A 20,869-nucleotide genomic window follows, 5' to 3' on the forward strand; every position below is an offset into this window, starting at 1 on the left:
AGCGGAAAGCGTCACCACCGTGTCCGAGTGGAGCTTCACCCTCCTGGTCAACCAGCCCCTCACCCCCGCACAGGCCGATGCCTTCGACCACTGCGACGCCTTCGGCGTGCGCTGTGACGGCAAGGGGGCGTGAGGCAGTGCACCTCATGCCCCCAAGCAGCGCAGTGTTGCCGGGGGAACGGGGGAGTCAAGAGACGATCAAGTGGGGAGACTTCGTGCCGCGCGTCACGAACGCGCGCGTGCGTCCCGCTCCTTGAGCATCCCCGCCATCAGCTCGATCTCCGACTGCTGCGCGTCCACCATGCCCTGTGCGAGCCGCTTCTCCGCCCCGACCGCGCACTTGTCCGCACAGCCCTCGGCCATGTGGATGCCGCCCTTGTGATGTTCCGTCATCAGCTGGAGGTAGAGGACCTCCGCCTGCTTCCCGTCGAGCGACTGGAGCTTCTTCAGCTCGGTGTTGGTGGCCATCCCCGGCATCAGCGCGCCGTCCTCGCCGGGAGGCATGCCGCGCATGCCCATCCACGTCATCGGCGGGTCGGCCGACACCTTCGGCAGCCCCCACAGGTCCAGCCAGCCCAGCAGCATCCCGCGCTGGTTGGCCTGCGTCTGCGCGATGTCGTACGCGAGCCGCCGCACCTCCTCGTCCTTGGTGCGGTCCCGCACGATGTACGACATCTCCACGGCCTGCTGGTGGTGGACGGCCATGTCCCGCGCGAAGCCCGCGTCGGCCGACTTCGCGTCCGGCGTCCGCGCCGGAGGGTCGCCGCCGTCCTGGGCGACCGCGTAGGTGATCGCGCCGGCCGCGACGAGTACCGCCGCCGCGGTCCCGGCGACCCAGCCGAGGGAACGCCCGCTCACTTCGTGACCCCGCCGGTGCACGAGGCACCCGGCTCGGGCGTCTGGTCGCCCTGCACGTACGTCTCGAAGAACTTGCCCACTTCCGGGTCCTTCGCGCTCTTGACCGCCACCTGGTGGCCCCACGCCGACAGCAGCAGCGGGGCGTCCTGCTTCTCGTACGGGCTGATCATCGAGTACGGCGTGCTCTTCACCTTCGCCGCGAGCGCGTCGACGTCCGCCTTGGGCGCCTTGGCGGTGTACGTCACCCAGACCGCGCCGTGCTCCAGCGAGTGCACGGCGTTCTCCTCCGGCACCGGCGCGGTGTACACGTCACCGTTGCAGTTCAGCCAGACCGGGTTGTGGTCTCCGCCGACCGGCGGGTGCATCGGGTACGACACCTTGGTCGTCACGTGGTTGCGGCCCAGCTTGCCCGACCAGGTCCGCACCCCGTCCTTGCCGGTGGTGAAGCTCCCGGAGTCGCCGGAGCCCTTGGCGTCACCGCTCGCGGTGGAGTCCTTGTCGTCCGACTGCGAGTTCACGAGCACCACGCCGCCGACGACGAGACCGGCGACGACCACCACGCTCGCGGCGATGGCGAGGACCCGGTTGCGGCGGTCCCGGGCACGCTCGGCGCGCCGCATCTCGTCTATGCGCGCCTTGCGCGCGGCGGTGCTGCTGTTCTTGCCGGAGCCCATGAGACGTGTCCTTCGCGAGAGGAATGGGTGGGGACGGTGGGGCTCGCTGATCGTAATGCGGGAAGGGCCGTCTTCCGTAGGGATCTCGCAGCGGTACGGATGATTTGGCGCCACGATGCGCAGTACCTACGCTCGCGGTATGCGGCTGCTGCGCTCCACCGATCTGGCCCTGCGCGTCCTGATGCGACTCGCGGTCGCCGCCGACGCCACCCCCACGACCCGCCAGGTCGCCGCCGACATGGAGGTGCCGTACACGCATGCCACGAAGGTGGTCGCCGAGCTCCAGCACCTCGGCCTGGTCGACGCCCGCCGGGGCCGGGGCGGCGGGCTGGCGCTGACGGAGAAGGGCCGCACGGCGTCCGTGGGCGCGGTGGTGCGCACCTTCGAGGGCGAGGGCGACGTGGTGGACTGCGAGGGCACCCCGGGCTGCCCGCTGCGCTCCGGCTGCCGGCTGCGGGGCGCGTTGCGACGGGCCCAGGAGGCGTTCTTCGCCACCCTGGACCCGGTCACCGTCACCGACATCGTCACCGACCCCACCGGTCCCCTGCTGCTCGGTATCTCGCGGGGGCCGGCGGAACGGGACTGAGGGGCCGCTAGGCCCGCGCCAGCCACAGGTCGGGGCCGAACACCTCGTAGTGGATGTCGGCCGGGGCCACGCCCTTGTCGATCAGCTGGGCGCGGACGGCGCGCATGAACGGCAGCGGGCCGCACAGGTACGCGCGCGTGCCGGGCCGTACGGTGATGTCCGCCAGGTCGACCAGGCCGGTGCGGGTGCCCGGCCCGGCGTCCCGCTCGTAGAAGAAGTGCACCTCGGCGTCGGACAGCTTGCCGGCGTAGGAGGTGTGGTCGGCGCGCAGGGCGTGGTCGGCGGGGGAGCGGTCGCCGTGGACCACGGTGACCGGGCCGCGGTGGCCGCCGGCGGCGAGGCCGGCCAGCATCGCGATCATCGGGGTGACGCCGATGCCCGCCGAGGCGAGCAGCACCGGGGTGTCGTCGCCGGCGTCCAGGACCAGGTCGCCGTAGGGCTCGGACAGCTCCAGGACGTCACCGGGCTTGACGTGTGCGTGCAGGTGGGTGGAGACCTCGCCGTCGGGCGTGGCGCCGCCGTGCACCCGCTTGACGCTGAACTGGCGCACCGAGTCGGCCGGCGCCCCGGTCAGGCTGTACTGCCGTATCTGCCGGGCGCCGTCGGGCAGGGTCACGCCGACGGAGACGTACTGACCGGCGCGGAAGGCCCTGACCGGGCCGCCGTCCGCCGGGCGCAGCCGGAAGGTGACGACGTCGGGGGTCTCCTCGACCCGCTCGACCACTTCCCAGCGGCGCGGGCCGGGGCCGCCGCTCTCCTCGTAGAGCCGCTTCTCGGTCGCGATGAGCGCGTTGGCCATCAGCCAGTAGACCTCGTCCCAGGCGGCGGCCACCTCGGGGGTGACGGCCTCGCCGAGGATCTCGGCGATGGCGGCGAAGAGGTGTTCGTGGACGACCCGGTACTGCTCCGGCGCCACGCCCAGGGAGGCGTGCTTGTGGGCGATGCGGGCGAGCATCGCGTCCGGCCGCCGGTCGGGGTGGTCCAGCAGGTGCGTGGCGAAGGCGGCGATGGAGCCGGCGAGGGCCTGCCGCTGGGTGCCGGCGGCCTGGTTGCCGCGGTTGAACAGGTCTCGCAGCAGTTCGGGGTGGGCGGCGAAGAGGCGGTCGTAGAACCGCTCGGTGATCTCGCCGATGGCCGCGCCGACGGCGGGCAGGGTGGCGCGGACGGTGGCTGCGGACTGCTCGGTCAGCATCACGACTCCTCGTGAGATGTCGGGGCACCACCACGCTATGAAAAGTTGCATCTGAGATGCAAATTAAGCGGGCGTGGAGTCGCTCACCCCCTGGCGGCCGGGGCCGCCCGGGCGCCCGTTACGGATGGCCGTGCGAACGGGCAAGATGGGCGGGAGCGCGGTACACGTGCCGTACAGCAGGCCTTCGGCGCGGGGACGCTCGGGCGATCACGCTCCGCAACGCGCGTGAAATGCTGTTGTGGTGGGATGCTCAGGTGCCCGACCGCCTCCCGCAGTACCGGGGCAGGCGGCCTGACCAGCAAGGATGGGGAAGCGGAAGATGGACAAGCAGCAGGAGTTCGTGCTCCGGACCTTGGAGGAGCGCGACATCCGGTTCGTACGCCTGTGGTTCACGGACGTGCTGGGCTTCCTCAAGTCCGTCGCCGTGGCCCCCGCCGAACTGGAACAGGCCTTCGACGAGGGCATCGGCTTCGACGGCTCCGCCATCGAGGGCTTCGCCCGGGTCTACGAGTCCGACATGATCGCCAAGCCGGACCCGGCCACCTTCCAGGTCCTGCCGTGGCGCGCGGAGACCCCCGGCACGGCCCGCATGTTCTGCGACATCCTCATGCCGGACGGCTCCCCGTCCTTCGCCGACCCGCGCTACGTCCTCAAGCGGGCCCTCGCCCGCACCTCCGACCTGGGCTTCACCTTCTACACCCACCCCGAGATCGAGTTCTTCCTGCTGAAGGACCGCCCGCTGGACGGCTCCCGCCCCACCCCGGCCGACAACTCGGGCTACTTCGACCACACCCCGACCAACGTCGGCATGGACTTCCGCCGCCAGGCGATCACCATGCTGGAGTCGATGGGCATCTCGGTGGAGTTCTCCCACCACGAGGGCGCGCCCGGCCAGCAGGAGATCGACCTGCGCTACGCCGACGCGCTGTCCACGGCCGACAACATCATGACCTTCCGCCTGGTCATGAAGCAGGTGGCGCTGGAGCAGGGGGTCCACGCCACGTTCATGCCGAAGCCGTTCTCCGAGCACCCCGGCTCCGGCATGCACACCCACCTGTCGCTCTTCGAGGGCGACCGCAACGCGTTCTACGAGTCCGGCGCCGAGTACCAGCTCTCCAAGGTCGGCCGCTCCTTCATCGCGGGCCTGCTCAGGCACGCCGCCGAGATCTCCGCCGTCACCAACCAGTGGGTGAACTCCTACAAGCGCATCTGGGGCGGCTCCGAGCGCACGGCGGGCGCCGGCGGCGAGGCCCCGTCGTACATCTGCTGGGGCCACAACAACCGCAGCGCCCTGGTCCGCGTCCCGATGTACAAGCCCGGCAAGACCGGCTCGGCGCGCGTGGAGGTCCGCTCCCTGGACTCCGGCGCGAACCCCTACCTGGCCTACGCCGTCCTCCTCGCCGCCGGCCTGAAGGGCATCGAGGAGGGCTACGAGCTCCCGCCGGGCGCCGAGGACGACGTCTGGGCCCTGTCCAACGCCGAGCGCCGCGCGATGGGCATCGAGCCCCTCCCGCAGAACCTCGGCGAGGCCCTGACCCTCATGGAGGGCAGCGACCTGGTCGCCGAGACCCTCGGCGAGCACGTCTTCGACTTCTTTCTGCGCAACAAGCGCCAGGAGTGGGAGGAGTACCGCAGCGAGGTCACGGCGTTCGAGCTGCGCAAGAACCTGCCGGTGTTGTAAGGCTGTGCACGTCCCGGGGCCGGCGGGGAGGAACGCCGGTCCCTCACGTACCGCGCGGGGCAGGGAGCGATGGCGGCCCGCCCTGTCCGCGAAAGGGTGGAGGTCGAGCGCGTGGTCCAGGAAGAACCCGGCGGTACCGGGGACGGCGGTCCGGAGGACGATTTCTCCGCCCCTTTGTCGCGCCGTGCGCAGATCGGGGCCGGGGTGGTCGGCGTCCTTCTCACCGGCGGCGGTGGCGTGGCGGTCTTCGTGGCCGACAACCAGGCCGGCACCGTGGCGCTGATCCTGGCCGGTGCGATCTTCCTGCTCATGATGTTCGGGGGCTCGCCCCTGCACAGCCTGGGCTTCGGCGAGGCGAACCTGCGCTTCGCCAGGAGACGCGCGGCGGTGGTCAACGAAGCCATCGACTCGCCCCCGGACCAGGCGCCGCGCGTGCTGCGGGACCTGGAGGCGGTCAACACCCCCGGCAGGCCGGACCGGACCGTGAACGCCCTCAGCGAGCGGGTCTACGAGGACGCGGTGGCCCACTTCCTGGCGAGCAACTTCCCCGGCTACCGCACGATCCGTGAGAAGCCCGTCCGCCCCGGCCGGCGGGTCGACTTCGCGGTCGAGTCCCCCTCCGGCGCGGCGCTCGTGCTCGAAACGCGTTACTACCGGAGCGGGAACCCCGTCGGACCGCAGATGATCGACATGGCGGCCGGATACCACACGGTCACCGGTTCCCCGGTGCTGCTGGTGAGCAACTCCCCGCTGTCCCGCACGGGCGCGGAGCACCTGCACGCGCTGCGGGAGGGCGGGGCGGACGTGCACCATGTGCAATGGGTTCCCGACGGCGACGACGAGCCCTTCAGGAACATGGTGCGGCGCCTCGCACCGTGAGCGGGCCGGGCGGCCGGCAGGCCGCCCGCCCCCGCCCCGTCACCGGCGGTCACTCCTGCCGCAGGCACTCGATCTCGTAGTCCCCCGTGTCCTCGTCGATCGTCACGCCGTGGGTCTCGCTGCGGAAGCCGGGGAAGCGGCGGTCGAAGGTCTCCAGGGCGGTCAGGTAGCGCAGGAGGGGGCCGTCGGGGGCGCCGGTGGACTCGCCGGGCATGAGGACCGGGATGCCGGGCGGGGTCACCGTGACCATCGCCGCCGCCACCCGGTGCGCCGCGTCGGCGATACGGACGCGTTCCGTGCCGCCGCGCACCAGCCGCTGGTAGCAGTACTGCGGCGGGTGGACCGGCTCCGGGAGCTCCTGGAACGCGGTGTCCAGCAGCTCCACCAGGCGGGCCGAGCGGAGCTGGTCGTGCATCTCCTGGCACAGCTGCCGCAGGGTCATTCCCGCGTACCGGCGCGGGTGCGCGGCCACCGCCTCGGGCAGGACGCGGTCCAGCGGGGCGTCGCCGTCGTAGAGGGCCTTGAAGTCCATCAGGGCGTCCAGCAGCGTGCCCCACTTGCCCTTCGTGATGCCCATCGAGAACAGGATCAGCGTGGTGTAGCTGTCGGTCTTCTCGACCACGATGCTCCGGGTCGCCAGGTACGCCGTCAGCACCCGCGCCGGGATGCCCTCCTCGGCCATCTCACCGGTCGCCGTGATCCCGGGGCAGGTCAGCGTGACCTTGACCGGGTCCAGCATGCAGTGGCCCTCGGTCAGCCCTGGGAAGCCGTGCCAGGCCGCGCCGGGCTCCAGCAGCCAGCAGGACTGCTCCCGGCCCAGCAGCTCCGGCGGGGCCTCGTCGAAGGCCAGCCGCTTGCCGGTCGCCGGGTCGGTGACCTCCTCCGGCTGCCAGACGCCGAAGAACCACGGCGGCCGGTCCCCGGCGCTCGCCACCCGCCGCCCCAGCCGCACCATCTCCTGCCGGAACCGGACGGCCTCGGTGACCGCCTCGTCCACCAGCCACTCGCCCTGCGGCCCGTCCATCATCGCCGTCGCCACGTCCAGGGAGGCGATCATCGGGTACAGCGGGGAGGTGGTGCCGTGCATCATCAGGGCCTCGTTGAACCGGTCGTGCTCCACCGGGGCCCGGGGGGCCGGCCGTACGTGCACCATCGCCGACTGCGACAGCGCGGCCAGCAGCTTGTGCGTGGACTGGGTGGCGAACACCGTCGGCCGCTCCGGGCCGGGGAAGGCCGCCTCGTCCACCGACATGCCGTACCGGCCCGCGTACAGCGGGTGGAAGCGGGCGTAGGCGAACCACGCCTCGTCGAAGTGCACCCGGGGAGTGCTGGCCGCGAGCGCCTTCGCGGCCGGTACGGCGTCGTAACTCAGGCCGTCGTACGTGGAGTTGGTGAACACCGCGTACTGGGGGTCGCGGGTGGCGGCGCCCTCGGCGAGCGGGTGCGCGGCGATCCGGGCCGCGATCGACTCCGCCGCCAGCTCGGCCGGGGGCAGCGGGCCGGCCAGGCCGTAGCCGTTGCGGGTCGGGATGAGGTAGACCGGCCGGGCGCCGGAGACCACCAGGCCGTGCAGCACCGACTTGTGGCAGTTGCGGTCCACCAGTGCCAGCTCGTCCCGGGTGACGCTGAAGTGGCCCACCAGGCGGTTGCAGGTGGAGTCGCCGTGCAGCACGAAGTAGGTCAGGTCGGCGCCGAAGACCCGGGCCGCGTTGCGCTCGGCCTCGCCGATGGGCCCGGTGTGCTCGAACAGCGAGCCCAGCTCCTCCACCGAGATCGACAGGTCCGAGCGGAGCAGCCGCTCGCCGAAGTACTCGTGGAAGGCGCGCCCGGCGGGCGACTTCAGGAAGGCGACGCCGCCGGAGTGGGCCGGGGTGTGCCAGGAGTACTCGTGCGCGTCGTGGAAGTGGCGCAGCGCCCGGAAGAACGGCGGCAGCACGTCCTCCCGGTAGTTGCGGGCGGCGCTGGTGATCCGGCCGGCGATGAACCCGGGGGTGTCCTCCAGCGGCCAGACGTACCCGACGACCGTCTCCGACACCCACAGCGGCAGTTCCCGCACGCCCTCCTCGGCCATGACCAGGAACACCGGCAGATTCCGGTAGCGCCGCCCGATCCGGCGCAGTACGGCGGCCCCGCCCGCGCCCGCCTCCAGGGTGCCGGCCGGCCCGGCGAGCGCCGCCCCCGGACCGTCGCCGGCCCGGGCGCCGCCGGGCAGGTCCCACGCCACCAGGGCCGCCGCCAGGCCCGCCTCGGTGCGCAGCACCGCGTCGGCGTCCTCGGCGGTGACGGCCCAGCGCACCCCGAAGCCGTCCGCCTCCACCGCCTCCCGGATCTTCCGCAACTGCTCGGCGCCGGCACCCTCCGCACGCGGGTGTTCCGGCACCGCCACCAGGATCCTGCTCTCGCTCATCCGCCGCCCTGCCCTCTCCCGGCGACCGCCCGGCCGCCGCCGCGGAAAGTGTCCGGCGCGGCCCTCCGGGCGGGCGGGCGGCGGCGACGGCAGAACACCCGGATAGCGCATCATCCGACCACCGCATTGACGCAAAGGGCGGCTAACCGAGGTACGCCGGTGACACCGCGGCCGGGCTGATCCGCCGTGCCCGGCCCGTTCCGTCCGCCGGGACCTGGTACAGGTCGGCGCCGTAGTCCCCGGGGAGCGTGTAGACGATCGTGCGCGCGTCCCGCCACACCGCCTGGTCGTCCACGCTGCGCGGCTCGGCGAGCGGGGTCTCCCGCATCGTCCGCAGGTCGAGGACGTACAGCCGCCAGGGCGCGTCCTTCGGCAGCCCCGCGACCCGCTTCTTGTACGCGACCCGGGTGCCGTCCGGCGACAGCGACGGGCACTCCACGTTGGCGTGCAGGGTGGTGACCGTACGCGCGCGCAGGTCGCCGCGGACCAGGTACGTGCGGCCCTTCGTGGCCAGCGTCGCGTAGAACGTACGGTCGTCGTCCGTGAACGTCACGCCCCAGAAGTTGACGTCCGCCGACCGGTAGGGACGCCCGTCCTTGACGATCCGGAACGCCTCCAGGGAGGGGATCAGCTCCCCGCCGCGGGTGTCCACGACCGCCGTCCGCGTGGAGAAGTTCGTCCCCGCGTACGAGTCGCCGCCCACGAACGCCGTCCAGGCGGCGAAGTGCCCGGTGGGGGAGACCCGGGCGCGGGAGGGGATGCCCGGCACGTCGTAGCGGCCCCGGATGCGCAGGGAGGCGTCCAGGACCAGCGCGCGGTAGGTGTCCGACACCGGCCCGCGCACCGCCTGCAAACACACTCCGGTGCCCGCGGCGGCGTAGAACCTGAGGCACTTCAGCCCGGCGGCGGTGCGCGGCCCGTCCGGGTCGTCCGCCGGGACGCTCGTCAGCTCGTCCCGGTGCGGCCCCCACGCCAGGTTCCGGAACACCAGCCGCCCGGACCCGCGCAGCGACACCGCGCCGGAGGTGACGCGCGGCCCGCCCGCCTGCGTGTGGTCACGGCGCTCCGCCCGTGCGGAGGCGTGCAGGACGGCGGCCAGCCCGACCGCCGCGAGCACGGCGAGGGCCGACACGAGGATCACCAGCCGGTTGCGTACGCTCACGCGCCCACCACTCCCTTCGGACGCAGCGTCAGCGCGAACGCCACGCATCCCACGAGCGCCACCGCCGCCCCGGCCAGCGCCGCCCGGTCGCCCCACACCGTCCAGGCCGCGCCGAACAGCAGCGAGCAGGCGAACCGGGTCAGCGCCTGCCCGGTCTGCACGACGGCCAGCCCCGAGGAGCGCAGCCCCTCCGGCACGCTGTCGGAGGCGGCGGCCATCAGCACCCCGTCGGTGGCCGCGTAGAAGCAGCCGTGCAGGGCGAGCACCAGCCAGGGCAGCGCGGTGCCGCGCCAGGAGCCGAGCAGCAGCCCGTACCCGGCGAGCAGGGCGCCGTGACCGGCGAGGAAGACCGTCCAGCGGCCCACCCGGTCCGCGAGCCGGCCGAGCGGCACCGCCAGCAGCAGGAACGCGGCGGCCGTGCCGAGCGGCAGCAGCGCGAACCAGCGGTCCGGGACCCCGAGCCGGCGCTGGAGCAACAGGTACACGAAGGAGTCGCTGACCGTGGCCAGCCCCAGCAGCAGCGCGCACACGGTGATCCGGCGCAGATCGCGGCGGCGCAGCAGGGCGAAAGCGGCCCGCAGCGTGGGCTGTTGCGCCGCCGCCGGCGCTCCCCGACCGCCCGGCACGAACAGCACCAGCACCAGCACGCCGGCCGCGGCGACGCAGAAGCTGACGGTGAACACCGCGTCGTAGCCGTCCACGGTGGCCCGCAGGATCCAGAAGGCCACCAGCGGCCCGAGCAGCGCCCCGGCGGTGTCCATCGCCCGGTGCACGCCGAAGGCCCGGCCGCGCGTCTCCGGCGTGCTGGACAGCGAGATCAGCGCGTCCCTGGGCGCGGTCCGCAGCCCCTTGCCGGTCCGGTCGGCGGCGAGCACCACCCCGATCGGCGTCAGCGAGTGCGCCACCAGCAGCAGCGGCTTGCACACGGCCGAGATGCCGTAGCCCAGCCCGGCGATCCACTTGTGCCGCCCGCCGCCCCGGTCGGCGAAGTGCCCGCCGACCAGCCGGACGAGCGCGGAGAAACCGTTGTAGACGCCGTCCAGGAGCCCGAACCCCAACGGCGACAGACCCAGACCGCTCACCAGGTACAACGGCAGCACCGCCGTCACCATCTCCGAGGAGACGTCGGTGACCAGGCTCACCGTCCCCAGCGCGAGCACGGTCGGCGCGACCGCCGCACGGCGCCGCCCGGCCGGGGGCCGGACGGCGTCATGAGCGGACGTACTGGCACGACTGTCCGCTACGTACACGTCAGGACGCCCAGATCCCGGTGATGTCCTCGGCGGCGGCCGCGTTGCCCGCGTGCGTGGTCAGCCCCTGGGTGTCCTCCAGGGTGCGCAGCAGGTCGTAGTGGTTGTAGGTGGTGCTCGAAGAGGACCCGGCGAGGACGGGCTGCCCGTAGAACACCGTGGGGATGCGGTTCCCGCTCAGCCGGTTGTCCTCGTCGAAGGTGACGACGAGCAGGCTGTTGTGGGTCTTGGCCCAGGTGGCGTAGGCGCCCAGGTTGTTCTTCAGCCAGGTGTCACCGGTGGACACCGAGCAGTCGTGCATGTCGCTGCACAGGTTGGGCACCACGAACGACAGCTGGGGCAGCGTCGAGTAGTCGGTGGGGAACTGCGCGAACGTCTTGGCGCTGGACGTGGGCACATTGCTGAACCCGAACCAGGGGTTGTGCTTGCGCGCGTACTTGCCGCTGCTGCACGTCGTGGACCCCTGGCTAGGCAGGGTCTCGTTGTAGCTGGCCCAGCTGCGCCCGGCGGCGATCATCTCGGACGCCAGATTGGGCGCCGAGGAGAAGCCCGGGGTGTAGCAGCTGTCGTCGGTGATCCCCTGCGTGGAGCCGGAGAACATCGCGAAGTAGTTCGGCTGGCTCGGATGGGTCTCGGCGTACGACTGGGTCAGGTTGGCGCCTCCCGCCTTCAGCGAGTTGAGGTACGGCGCGCTGGACGACCCGATGACCTGGCTGTACGCGTGGTTCTCGAAGACCACGACGACCACGTGGTCCGGGCGGGGCACGGTGCCCGCGGCGTGCGCGGACTCCTGGCCGAGCCCGGTCCACAGCCCGACCGCGGCCGCGGCGAGGGCCGCCGTACCGGCCACGAGGGCCCGGGCGCGGCGGTACACGGAACTGCCGGACACTTCAACCTCCGGAAATGGGTGGACGGCTGGCGGTGCGGACAGAGCATGCACACGCCAAAATTCCCGCGCCTCACGCGAGCCAACCCCACGGGTGAAGACCGGATGAACGCCGGGTACCCCCGCCCCCATGGCGGACATCCTCATCGGCACCTGCGGCTGGACCGACCCGAACCTGCTCAAGAGCGACTGGTACCCACCCGGCACCGGCACCCCCGAGAAACGCCTGCGCCACTACGCCACCCGCTTCCCCCTGGTGGAGGCGGACTCCCCGTACTACGCCCTGCCCACCCCCCGCACCACCACCCACTGGGCGGAGCGCACACCCCCCGGCTTCCGCTTCGACGTCAAGGCGTTCTCCCTCCTCACCGGCCACCCCACCCGCCCCGCGGCCCTCCCCCCGGACCTGCGCACCCACCCCCGGAACGAGGCCCTGCGCACGGAGGTCTGGACCCGCTACGCCGAAGCCCTGACCCCCCTCCTCCACTCCGGCCGCCTCGGCACCCTCCTCTTCCAGTACCCGGCCTCCCTCCACCCCGGCCCCGAGGCCGAGACCTTCATCCGCACCGCCCGCGAACGCGCCCACGGCTGGCCGTTCGCCGTGGAGTTCCGCGACCCCGCCTGGTGGCACCCGGCGAACGCCTCCCGCACGACCTCCTTCCTCGAGGACCTGGACGCCACGGCGGTGGCCACGGACACCCCCGACCCCCGGCACCCCGTCCCCGTCACCACCCCCCACCTCACCCTCGTCCGCTTCCACGGCCGCAGCCCCCACTGGCGCACCGGCACCAAGGAAGACCGCTTCCGCCACACCTACACCGAGCAAGAACTCGAAGAGTGGCTCCCCCACATCCACACCGCGGCGACGACCGCCACCGAGATCCACCTCCTCTTCAACAACTGCTGCGGAGACGCGGCCCCGAGGGCGGCCGAGACGATGCGAGACCTACTGAGCAGCAGGGGAATCCCGCACCAGAGGACAGCACCGGAGGAAACGCCGACGGGCCCGTAGAGGAAGCACCACGGCCCCGCACCCGCACACGGCGGGAAGGGGACGTGGCGGGTTGTGTCCGCCCGCAGCGGCCGGCGAGAAGTCCGGCGACGCACGAGAGACAGGGCGCCGGACCGAGGACGGACACTGCCCGCCGCGGCCCCGACTCCCACACGCCAGTGGGCGCGACCGCGACCACGACGAGCCCGCACGGGCCGCCGCAGGCACAAGACCCACGCACCCGCACCCGACGAAGCACAGCCCCACAACCCGAGCCCCCCGCCCCCCGCCGGTTACGCTCGGGCCAGGACGCCGCACCACACCAGAGGAGACCACGGACATGACGCCGGGGCGCAGAAGCAGCACCTTCACCCGTCTGCTCCGACACGGCTTCACCGACCCCTCCGCAGCCGAACGCCTCCTGGACGGCCCCGAACTGGCCACCGTCCGCGACGACCCGGTCCTCCTGGAGGCCCTCGGCGCCACCGCCGACCCCGACCTCGCCCTGCACGGCCTGGTCCGCCTCCTGGAGGCCCAGCCCACCCCCACCGCCCACCGCGAACTGCTGGACACCCTCGTCGCGGCCAAACCCCTCCGCGACCGCCTCCTCGGCGTCCTCGGCGCCTCCACCGCCCTCGCCGACCACCTCACCCGCCACCCCACCGACTGGCACGCCCTGGTCACCTACGAACCGCACGACCTCCACCCGGGCGTCACGGAGTTCGAACGCGGCCTGGCCGAGGCCACCGACCCGGTCTCCCTCCGCGTCGCCTACCGCCGCTGCCTGCTCTCCCTCGCCGCCCGCGACGTCTGCGGCACCACGGACGTCGCCGAGACCGCCGGCGAACTCGCCGACCTGGCCACCGCCACCCTCCGCACGGCCCTGGCCCTCGCGGCCGCCGCCGCCCCCGAGGACGCCGCCGCCTGCCGCCTCGCGGTGATCGCGATGGGCAAGTGCGGCGGCCACGAACTGAACTACGTCTCCGACGTCGACGTGATCTTCGTGGCGGAACCGACGGAGAGCACCCCGGAGCAACAGGCCCTGCGGTCCGCCACGAAACTCGCCTCCCACCTGATGCGGATCTGCTCCGAGACGACCGTGGAGGGCTCCATCTGGCCGGTGGACGCCAACCTCCGCCCCGAGGGCCGCAACGGCCCCCTCGTGCGCACCCTCAGCAGCCACGTCGCCTACTACCAGCGCTGGGCCAAGACCTGGGAGTTCCAGGCCCTCCTCAAGGCCCGCCCGGTGGCCGGAGACCCGGCGCTCGGCCAGGCGTACCTGGACGCGCTGCACCCCCTCGTCTGGAAGGCGGCCGAGCGGGAGAACTTCGTACCGGACGTGCAGAAGATGCGCCGCCGCGTGGTGGAGAACATCCCCGCGGCCGAGATCGACCGGGAACTCAAACTCGGCCCGGGCGGCCTGCGCGACGTGGAGTTCGCCGTCCAGCTCCTCCAGCTGGTGCACGGCCGCACCGACCCCGCCCTGCGCAGCGGCACCACCCTGGACGCCCTCAAGGCCCTGGCCGCCGGCGGCTACGTGGGCCGCGAGGACGCGGCCCGGCTGGACGAGGCGTACCGCTTCCTGCGCTCCATGGAGCACCGCATCCAGCTCTACCGCCTGCGCCGCACCCACCTCGTCCCCGAGGCGGAGGCCGACCTGCGCCGCCTCGGCCGTTCGCTGGGCCTGCGCACCGACCCGGTGGGCGGGCTGACCCGCGAGTGGAAGCGGCACAGCACGGTCGTACGCCGCCTGCACGAGAAGCTGTTCTACCGCCCGCTGCTCGACGCGGTCGCCCAACTCGCGCCGGGCGAAGCCAGGTTGAGCGCGGAGGCGGCCCGGGAACGCCTCATCGCCCTCGGCTACGCCGACCCGGCCGCCGCCCTGCGCCACCTGGAGGCCCTGGCCTCCGGCGTGACCCGCAAGGCGGCCATCCAGCGCACCCTGCTGCCCGTGCTGCTCGGCTGGTTCGCCGACTCCGCCGACCCGGACGCCGGCCTGCTGAACTTCCGCAAGGTCTCCGACGCGCTCGGCAAGACCCCCTGGTACCTGCGGCTGCTGCGCGACGAGGGCGCCGCGGCGGAGAACCTGGCCCGCGTGCTGTCGGCGGGCCGCCTCGCCCCCGACCTGCTGATGCGCGCCCCGGAGGCGGTGGCCCTGCTCGGCGACGGCGTCGGCGGCGGCCTCGCGCCCCGGCAGCGCGCCGCGCTGGAGCAGGAGATCATGGCGGCCGTGGGCCGCGCCGAGAACGCCGCACAGGGCGTCACGGCGGCCCGCGGCGTGCGCCGCCGCGAGCTGTTCCGCACCGCCGCCGCCGACATCGTCGGCTCCTACGGCACCGAGACCAGCCCCGCCGAGGCGGACCAGGGCGCCCTGGTGGACCGGGTCGGCGCGGCCGTCTCCGACCTCACCAAGGCCACCCTGGCCGGGACCCTGCGCGCGGTGGTCCGGGAGGGCTGGGGCGACACCCTGCCCACCCGGTTCGCGGTCATCGGCATGGGCCGCTTCGGCGGGCACGAGCTGGGCTACGGCTCCGACGCCGACGTGCTGTTCGTGCACGAGCCGAGGGAGGGCGTGGCCGAGCAGGAGGCGGCGGCCGCCGCCAACCGGGTCGTCGCCGAGATGCGCCGGCTGCTCCAGCTGCCCAGCGCCGACCCGCCGCTGCTCATCGACGCCGACCTGCGCCCGGAGGGCAAGTCCGGGCCGCTGGTGCGCACCCTGAAGTCGTACGAGGCGTACTACCGCCGTTGGTCCCTGGTCTGGGAGTCGCAGGCGCTGCTGCGGGCCGAGCCGGTGGCCGGCGACGGCGACCTGGGCCGGCGCTTCGTCGAGCTGATCGACCCGCTGCGCTACCCGGCCAAGGGCCTCACCGAGGACGCGGTGCGCGAGATCCGCCGGCTGAAGGCCCGCATGGAGTCCGAGCGGCTGCCGCGCGGCGCCGACCCGAAGCTGCACACCAAGCTGGGCCCCGGCGGCCTGTCCGACGTGGAGTGGACGGTCCAGCTGCTCCAGCTCCGCCACGCCCACCACGAGCCGGGCCTGCGCACCACCCGCACCCGCGAGGCGCTGGCCGCCGCCCGCGCGGCCGGGCTGCTGTCCGCCGAGGAGGCGGAGATCCTGGACGAGGCGTGGGTGCTGGCGAGCCGGGTGCGCAACGCGGTGATGCTGGTGCGCGGCCGGGCCGGGGACACCTTCCCCACCGAGCCGCGCGAGCTGGCCGCGGTGGGCCGCTACCTCGGCTACGGCGCCGGCCACGCCGGAGACATGCTGGACGCCTACCGCCGCACCACCCGCCGGGCCCGCACGGTGGTGGAGGACCTGTTCTACGGGGACTGACGGAAGACCGGCGCCCCCGCGCTCCGCACGGACGGCGCCCCCCCGCGCTCCGCACGGACGGCGCCCCCCCGCGCTCCGCACGGACGGCGCCCCCCCGCGCTCCGCACGGACGGCGCCCCCCCGCGCTCCGCACGGACGGCGCCCCCCCGCGCTCCGCACGGACGGCGCCCCCCCGCGCTCCGCACGGACGGCGCCCCCCCCCCCCGCGCTCTACACGGTCGGCGCCGACCCCCACGCCCGCCCCGCGGGCCGGGGGACCAGCCGCGGCAGCGCGTACGGCACGCTGCCGTACCAGAGGCGGGCCGCCGCGAAGCCGAAGGCGAGGCAGACGACCCCGCCCACCGCGTCCAGCCAGAAGTGGTTGGCCGTGGCGACGATCACCACGAGGGTGAGCGCCGGATACAGCAGCCCCAGCACCCGCGCCCACGGCACCGACGCCAGCGCGCACACCGTCAGCCCGCACCACAGCGACCAGCCGATGTGCATCGACGGCATCGCCGCGTACTGGTTGGACACGTGCTTGAGGTCGCCGGAGGCCATCGAACCCCACGTGTGGTGCACCATCACGGTGTCCACGAAGTGCCCGCCGCGCATCAACCGGGGCGGCGCGAGCGGGAACAGGTAGTAACCGAGCAGGGCCGCGCCGGTGGTCGCGAACAGCACCAGCCGGGTCGCCGCGTACCGGCCGGGATGCCACCGGTACAGCCACACCAGCACCCCGAGCGTGATGACGAAGTGCAGTGTGGCGTAGTAGTAGTTCATCCCGATGATGAGCCAAGACACCGAGTTGGCGGCGTGGTTGACCGTCTGCTCCACGCCGACGCCGATCGCGTGCTCGAACCGCCAGATCCAGTCCGCGTTGCGCAGCGCGGCGGTTCGCTGCTCCGGCACGGCGTTGCGCACCAGCGAGTACGTCCAGTAACTCACCGCGACCAGAAGGATCTCGAACCACAGCCGGGGGCGGCGCGGGCGCGGGCGCCGCGGCCGGTCCGGTCTGTCCTCGCCCGTGACGGCCCGCGGAGCGGCCACCTCCTCGCGACCGTCCGGCTCTGTCACGGTCGAGTCACTCATGGTCACAGAGTCTGCCAGAAAAGGTTGTTTCCCGGCCGATCATCCCAAGCCCGGCTCCGCCGCGCACCTTCTGGACCGGACGCCGGCCCCATGGCCGGGTACGGCTCGGCGGCCCCGCGGCCTACGTCGCGCGCGAGCCGTGCGGAGCCGAGGCGGTCGAGCCGCGCACCACCAGCTCCGGCATGAACACGAACTCGCTGTGCGGTGCCGGGGTGCCGCCGATCTCCTCCAGCAGCGTGCGCACCGCCGCCTGCCCCATCGCCGGGACCGGCTTGCGGACGGTGGTCAGCGGCGGATCGGTGAAGGCGATCAGCGGGGAGTCGTCGAAGCCGACCACCGACACGTCCCGGGGCACCTCCAGGCCACGCTGCCGGGCCGTGCGTATCGCGCCCAGCGCCATCATGTCGCTGGCGCAGACCACCGCCGTACAGCCCCGCTCGATCAGCGCCGCCGCGGCGGCCTGGCCGCCCTCCAGCGTGTACAGCGAGTGCTGGATCAGCTCGCTCTCCACGGTCTGCGCGGCAAGCCCCAGCTGGTCCTGGACGGCCCGTACGAAGCCCTCGATCTTGCGCTGCACCGGCACGAACCGCTTGGGCCCGAGGGCGAGCCCGATCCGGGTGTGCCCGAGGGACACCAGGTGTGTCACCGCGAGCGTCATCGCCGCCCGGTCGTCGGGGGAGATGAACGGCGCCTGCACATGCGGGGAGAACCCGTCCACCAGCACGAACGGCACGCCCTGCGCCCGGAGCCGCTCGTAGCGCTGCATGTCGGCGGTGGTGTCGGCGTGCAGCCCGGAGACGTAGATGATCCCGGCGACCCCGCGGTCCACCAGCATTTCGGTCAGCTCGTCCTCGGTCGACCCGCCGGGGGTCTGCGTGGCGAGCACCGGGGTGTAGCCCTGGCGGGTCAGCGCCTGGCCGATGACCTGCGCCAGGGCCGGGAATATCGGGTTCTCCAGCTCGGGCGTGATCAGCCCGACCAGACCCTCGCTGCGCTGCCGCAGCCGTACCGGGCGCTCGTAGCCCAGGACGTCCAGGGCGGCGAGCACGGACTGGCGGGTGGTGGCGGCGACGCCCGGCTTTCCGTTGAGGACCCGGCTGACGGTCGCTTCGCTCACCCCCGCCTGCGCAGCGATGTCGGCAAGCCGTGTGGTCACGCCACTGGACTGTACCGGTCGGCTCCGCCCTTGCACACCGGCCGGACGCCGGGCGCGGACGGCCGGGCGGCCCGCAGGGGGTTGCTGCCTCATCGCGGCTCCCTCGAATCATGATGGCAAGAGCTTGCAGAGTCTTGCACAAGTGTCCAGCGGCCGTTGCACGGTTACGACCGGGTAACCATCGTGTTCCCTTGCACTTTTTTTCTGCAAGGTCTTTCGCAGCGCTTACATCGCTGTTACGTTCCCTGTCGCCCGGCCGCGGCAACGGCGCAGTCGGCAAGTCGCAAGGGGCGGTCGGGACCGCCCCCTGTACCACTCGGGCTTCAACCCTCAAGGAGAACTCATGCGGCGTGGCATAGCGGCCTCCGCGCTGGTGGCGTCCCTCGCCCTGACGGCGACGGCGTGCGGCGGCGACAGCGACAGCGGGAAGTCGGACGGCCCGGTCACCATCACGTGGTGGGACACCTCCAATGCCACCAACGAGGCCCCGACCTACCGGGCCCTGGTCGAGCGGTTCGAGGCCGCGCACAAGGACATCAAGGTCAAGTACGTCAACGTGCCCTTCGACCAGGCGCAGAACAAGTTCGACACCGCGGCCGGCGCCACCGGCGCCCCGGACGTGCTGCGCTCCGAGGTCGGCTGGACCCCGGCCTTCGCCAAGAAGGGCTTCTTCCTGCCGCTGGACGGCACCGAGGCCCTCGCCGACCAGGCGAAGTTCCAGCCGAGCCTGATCAAGCAGGCCCAGTACGAGGGCAAGACCTACGGCGTGCCGCTGGTCACCGACACCCTCGCGCTGGTCTACAACAAGGCCCTGTTCCAGCAGGCCGGCGTCACCGAGGCCCCCAAGACCTGGGACGAGCTGAAGGCCGCCGCCGCGAAGGTCAAGGACAAGACCGGGGCCGACGGCTACTGGGGCTCCACCCAGGCCTACTACGCCCAGCCCTTCCTCTACGGCGAGGGCACCGACACCGTCGACGCCGCCGCCAAGAAGATCACCGTGAACTCGGCCGCCGCCCGGAAGGGCTACGCCACCTGGCAGAGCCTGTTCTCCGGCAAGGGCCTGCACAAGGCCGACACCACCGCCGACGCCTACGCCCACATCCAGGACGCGTTCGTCAACGGCAAGGTCGCCGCGATCGTCCAGGGCCCCTGGGAGATCACGAACTTCTACAAGGGCAGCGCCTTCAAGGACAAGAAGAACCTGGGCATCGCCACCGTCCCGGCCGGCTCCACCGGCAAGGCGGGCGCCCCCACCGGCGGCCACAACCTGTCGGTCTACGCCGGCTCGGACAAGGCCCACCAGGCGGCGGCCCTGAAGTTCGTGAACTTCATGACCTCCGCCCAGGCGCAGGAGGCCGTCGCCCTGAAGAACTCCACCCTGCCCACCCGCTCCGACGCCTACACCGCGAAGGTCAAGGCCGACCCGGGCATCGCCGGCTACCAGGGCGTCCTGGCCGCCGCCCAGCCCCGCCCGGCACTGCCCGAGTACAGCTCCCTGTGGGTCCCGCTCGACACCGAGCTGGCCAAGGTCGCCGGCGGCAAGGAGTCGCTGGACAAGGGCCTGGACAACGCCGAGCTGGCCATCTCCGACCTGCTGGACGGCTTCGCCAAGTGAGCCCGGGTGGCCGCCGGCCGCTCCCGCCGCAGGCGGCGGAGGAACCCGGCGGCCACCGCCCAGTGCCCAGCCCGCCCCCCTGATCCATTGAAGGTGTCGAACCATGACAGTCGCCATCGACCGCGCCACCGGCGAGCGCCGCGGTGACCGCGCGCCTCGTCCCGGGCTGGGGCAGCGCGTCAAGAACGGCCTCCAGAAGTACTGGTACGCCTACGCGATGATCGCCCCGGTGGTCATCGTGCTCGGCGTCCTCGTCGGCTACCCGCTGGCACGCGGCTTCTACCTCACCCTCACCGACGCCAACAGCCTCAACTCGGCGCGGACGATCGGCGTCAACCACATCGACGCCACCTACGAGTTCATCGGCCTGGACAACTACCAGGACATCCTGTTCGGCCCGACGGCCTACGACCGGTTCTGGTCGCACTTCCTGTGGACCGTCTTCTGGACGGCCGCCTGCGTCGCCCTGCACTACGCCCTCGGGCTCGGCCTCGCGCTCATGCTGCACCAGAAGCTGCGCGGCCGCACCGTCTACCGGCTGCTGCTCGTCCTGCCCTGGGCCGTGCCGACCTTCGTCACCGTCTTCTCCTGGCGGATCATGCTCGCCGACTCCGGCGCGCTCAACCAGCTCCTCGGCGCCCTGCACCTGCCCCAGCCGGCCTGGCTGGAGGACACCTTCTGGCAGCGGTTCGCCGCGATCATGGTGAACACCTGGTGCGGTGTGCCGTTCATGATGCTCTCGCTGCTCGGCGGGCTGCAGTCCATCGACTCCACGCTCTACGAGGCCGCCGAGATGGACGGCGCCAGTGCCTGGCAGCGCTTCCGCCACGTCACCCTGCCCGGGCTGCGCGCGGTCAGCTCCACCGTGGTCCTGCTCGGCGTCATCTGGACCTTCAACCAGTTCGTCATCATCTTCCTGCTGTTCGGCAAGAACTCCGCCCCGGACGCCCAGATCCTCGTCACCTGGGCCTACCAGCTGGGCTTCGGCCAGCAGCCGCGCGACTTCGCCCAGTCCGCCGCCTACGGGGTGCTGCTGCTGTCGATCCTCACCGTCTTCACCTCCTTCTACTTCCGCTGGCTGAAGCGCAATGACCAGCTCGCCGTCTGACGCCGCAGGAGCCGCCGCC

At 72.6% G+C, this 20,869-nt stretch carries 16 protein-coding genes; 7 read left to right on the forward strand and 9 right to left on the reverse strand.

The genetic code is table 11. From position 1 onward, the window contains the following. Positions 1-225 precede the first annotated feature (225 nt). Positions 226-858: a DUF305 domain-containing protein gene (locus ACSURM_RS26035; protein ID WP_436958176.1), complete on the reverse strand. Its 633-nt coding sequence runs from the start codon at positions 856-858 to the stop codon at positions 226-228. Then, the gene (locus ACSURM_RS26040) at positions 855-1,532 is read right to left on the reverse strand and encodes a DUF3105 domain-containing protein (protein WP_436958177.1); all 678 of its coding nucleotides are present in this window, start codon (positions 1,530-1,532) and stop codon (positions 855-857) included. Before ACSURM_RS26040 ends, ACSURM_RS26035 begins: the two co-directional genes overlap by 4 nt. A 139-nt stretch (positions 1,533-1,671) precedes the next feature. On the opposite strand from ACSURM_RS26040, the gene ACSURM_RS26045 reads away from it, so the two are divergent. After that, positions 1,672-2,118 carry an RrF2 family transcriptional regulator gene (locus ACSURM_RS26045; RefSeq protein ID WP_436958178.1) on the forward strand — a complete coding sequence of 149 codons (447 nt, stop codon included), beginning with the start codon at positions 1,672-1,674 and terminating at the stop codon, positions 2,116-2,118. Positions 2,119-2,125: 7 nt separating this feature from the next. Here ACSURM_RS26045 and ACSURM_RS26050 read toward each other — a convergent pair whose 3' ends face one another. Further along, positions 2,126-3,310 (reverse strand): globin domain-containing protein, encoded by a 1,185-nt coding sequence (locus ACSURM_RS26050; RefSeq protein ID WP_436958179.1) that lies wholly within the window; start codon positions 3,308-3,310, stop codon positions 2,126-2,128. A 319-nt stretch (positions 3,311-3,629) separates the two neighbouring features. Here ACSURM_RS26050 and glnA point away from each other — a divergent pair, with 319 nt between their 5' ends. After that, on the forward strand, positions 3,630-4,991 hold the full coding sequence (gene glnA / locus ACSURM_RS26055; protein ID WP_030791417.1) for a type I glutamate--ammonia ligase: 1,362 nt from the start codon (positions 3,630-3,632) through the stop codon (positions 4,989-4,991). Between the two features lie 69 nt (positions 4,992-5,060). After that, a complete protein-coding gene (locus tag ACSURM_RS26060; protein ID WP_436958180.1) occupies positions 5,061-5,870 on the forward strand; it encodes a hypothetical protein in 810 nt (269 codons plus the stop codon). A gap of 49 nt (positions 5,871-5,919) precedes the next feature. Here the strand turns inward: ACSURM_RS26060 and ACSURM_RS26065 are convergent, their stop codons facing one another. The 4 genes from ACSURM_RS26065 to ACSURM_RS26080 all read right to left on the reverse strand — a co-directional run bounded on the left by ACSURM_RS26065 (position 5,920) and on the right by ACSURM_RS26080 (position 11,578). Beyond that, positions 5,920-8,277, reverse strand: a complete 2,358-nt coding sequence (locus tag ACSURM_RS26065; protein ID WP_436958181.1) for an Orn/Lys/Arg decarboxylase N-terminal domain-containing protein — start codon at positions 8,275-8,277, stop codon at positions 5,920-5,922. Positions 8,278-8,419: 142 nt separating this feature from the next. Continuing rightward, the gene (locus ACSURM_RS26070; RefSeq protein ID WP_436958182.1) at positions 8,420-9,439 is read right to left on the reverse strand and encodes a TolB family protein; all 1,020 of its coding nucleotides are present in this window, start codon (positions 9,437-9,439) and stop codon (positions 8,420-8,422) included. Next, positions 9,436-10,689, reverse strand: coding sequence for an MFS transporter (locus ACSURM_RS26075; RefSeq protein WP_436958183.1), 1,254 nt, complete (start codon positions 10,687-10,689; stop codon positions 9,436-9,438). Before ACSURM_RS26075 ends, ACSURM_RS26070 begins: the two co-directional genes overlap by 4 nt. 1 nt (position 10,690) lies before the next feature. Beyond that, positions 10,691-11,578: an alkaline phosphatase family protein gene (locus tag ACSURM_RS26080; protein WP_436958184.1), complete on the reverse strand. Its 888-nt coding sequence runs from the start codon at positions 11,576-11,578 to the stop codon at positions 10,691-10,693. A gap of 127 nt (positions 11,579-11,705) precedes the next feature. On the opposite strand from ACSURM_RS26080, the gene ACSURM_RS26085 reads away from it, so the two are divergent. Together ACSURM_RS26085 and ACSURM_RS26090 are read left to right on the forward strand one after the other, a co-directional pair. Continuing rightward, complete coding sequence (locus ACSURM_RS26085) at positions 11,706-12,587, forward strand: DUF72 domain-containing protein (protein ID WP_436958185.1); 882 nt, start codon at positions 11,706-11,708, stop codon at positions 12,585-12,587. Between the two features lie 319 nt (positions 12,588-12,906). Further along, entirely contained in the window at positions 12,907-15,900 is a 2,994-nt protein-coding gene (locus ACSURM_RS26090; protein ID WP_436958186.1) for a bifunctional [glutamine synthetase] adenylyltransferase/[glutamine synthetase]-adenylyl-L-tyrosine phosphorylase, read from the forward strand. A 210-nt stretch (positions 15,901-16,110) separates the two neighbouring features. Here ACSURM_RS26090 and ACSURM_RS26095 read toward each other — a convergent pair whose 3' ends face one another. Next, entirely contained in the window at positions 16,111-16,971 is an 861-nt protein-coding gene (locus ACSURM_RS26095; protein WP_436958187.1) for a phosphatase PAP2 family protein, read from the reverse strand. Positions 16,972-17,092: 121 nt separating this feature from the next. Next, positions 17,093-18,127, reverse strand: a complete 1,035-nt coding sequence (locus ACSURM_RS26100) for a LacI family DNA-binding transcriptional regulator (RefSeq protein ID WP_436958188.1) — start codon at positions 18,125-18,127, stop codon at positions 17,093-17,095. Between the two features lie 343 nt (positions 18,128-18,470). Here ACSURM_RS26100 and ACSURM_RS26105 point away from each other — a divergent pair, with 343 nt between their 5' ends. Beyond that, complete coding sequence (locus ACSURM_RS26105) at positions 18,471-19,742, forward strand: extracellular solute-binding protein (RefSeq protein ID WP_436958189.1); 1,272 nt, start codon at positions 18,471-18,473, stop codon at positions 19,740-19,742. 103 nt (positions 19,743-19,845) lie between these two features. Then, positions 19,846-20,850 carry a carbohydrate ABC transporter permease gene (locus tag ACSURM_RS26110; RefSeq protein WP_436958190.1) on the forward strand — a complete coding sequence of 335 codons (1,005 nt, stop codon included), beginning with the start codon at positions 19,846-19,848 and terminating at the stop codon, positions 20,848-20,850. The last annotated feature ends 19 nt before the right edge of the window (positions 20,851-20,869 follow it).

Origin of the sequence: Streptomyces sp. SudanB182_2057 (assembly GCF_964272715.1) — a bacterium.
Taxonomy (GTDB): Bacteria; Actinomycetota; Actinomycetes; order Streptomycetales; family Streptomycetaceae; genus Streptomyces; species Streptomyces rubradiris.

Coding starts and splice junctions, on each gene's coding strand:
- ACSURM_RS26040 (WP_436958177.1), bottom strand. CDS start 1,532: ATGGGCTCCGGCAAGAACAGCAGCACCGCCGCGCGCAAGGCGCGCATA.
- ACSURM_RS26045 (WP_436958178.1), top strand. CDS start 1,672: ATGCGGCTGCTGCGCTCCACCGATCTGGCCCTGCGCGTCCTGATGCGA.
- ACSURM_RS26050 (WP_436958179.1), bottom strand. CDS start 3,310: ATGCTGACCGAGCAGTCCGCAGCCACCGTCCGCGCCACCCTGCCCGCC.
- glnA (WP_030791417.1), top strand. CDS start 3,630: ATGGACAAGCAGCAGGAGTTCGTGCTCCGGACCTTGGAGGAGCGCGAC.
- ACSURM_RS26060 (WP_436958180.1), top strand. CDS start 5,061: ATGGCGGCCCGCCCTGTCCGCGAAAGGGTGGAGGTCGAGCGCGTGGTC.
- ACSURM_RS26065 (WP_436958181.1), bottom strand. CDS start 8,277: ATGAGCGAGAGCAGGATCCTGGTGGCGGTGCCGGAACACCCGCGTGCG.
- ACSURM_RS26085 (WP_436958185.1), top strand. CDS start 11,706: ATGGCGGACATCCTCATCGGCACCTGCGGCTGGACCGACCCGAACCTG.
- ACSURM_RS26090 (WP_436958186.1), top strand. CDS start 12,907: ATGACGCCGGGGCGCAGAAGCAGCACCTTCACCCGTCTGCTCCGACAC.
- ACSURM_RS26095 (WP_436958187.1), bottom strand. CDS start 16,971: ATGAGTGACTCGACCGTGACAGAGCCGGACGGTCGCGAGGAGGTGGCC.
- ACSURM_RS26105 (WP_436958189.1), top strand. CDS start 18,471: ATGCGGCGTGGCATAGCGGCCTCCGCGCTGGTGGCGTCCCTCGCCCTG.
- ACSURM_RS26110 (WP_436958190.1), top strand. CDS start 19,846: ATGACAGTCGCCATCGACCGCGCCACCGGCGAGCGCCGCGGTGACCGC.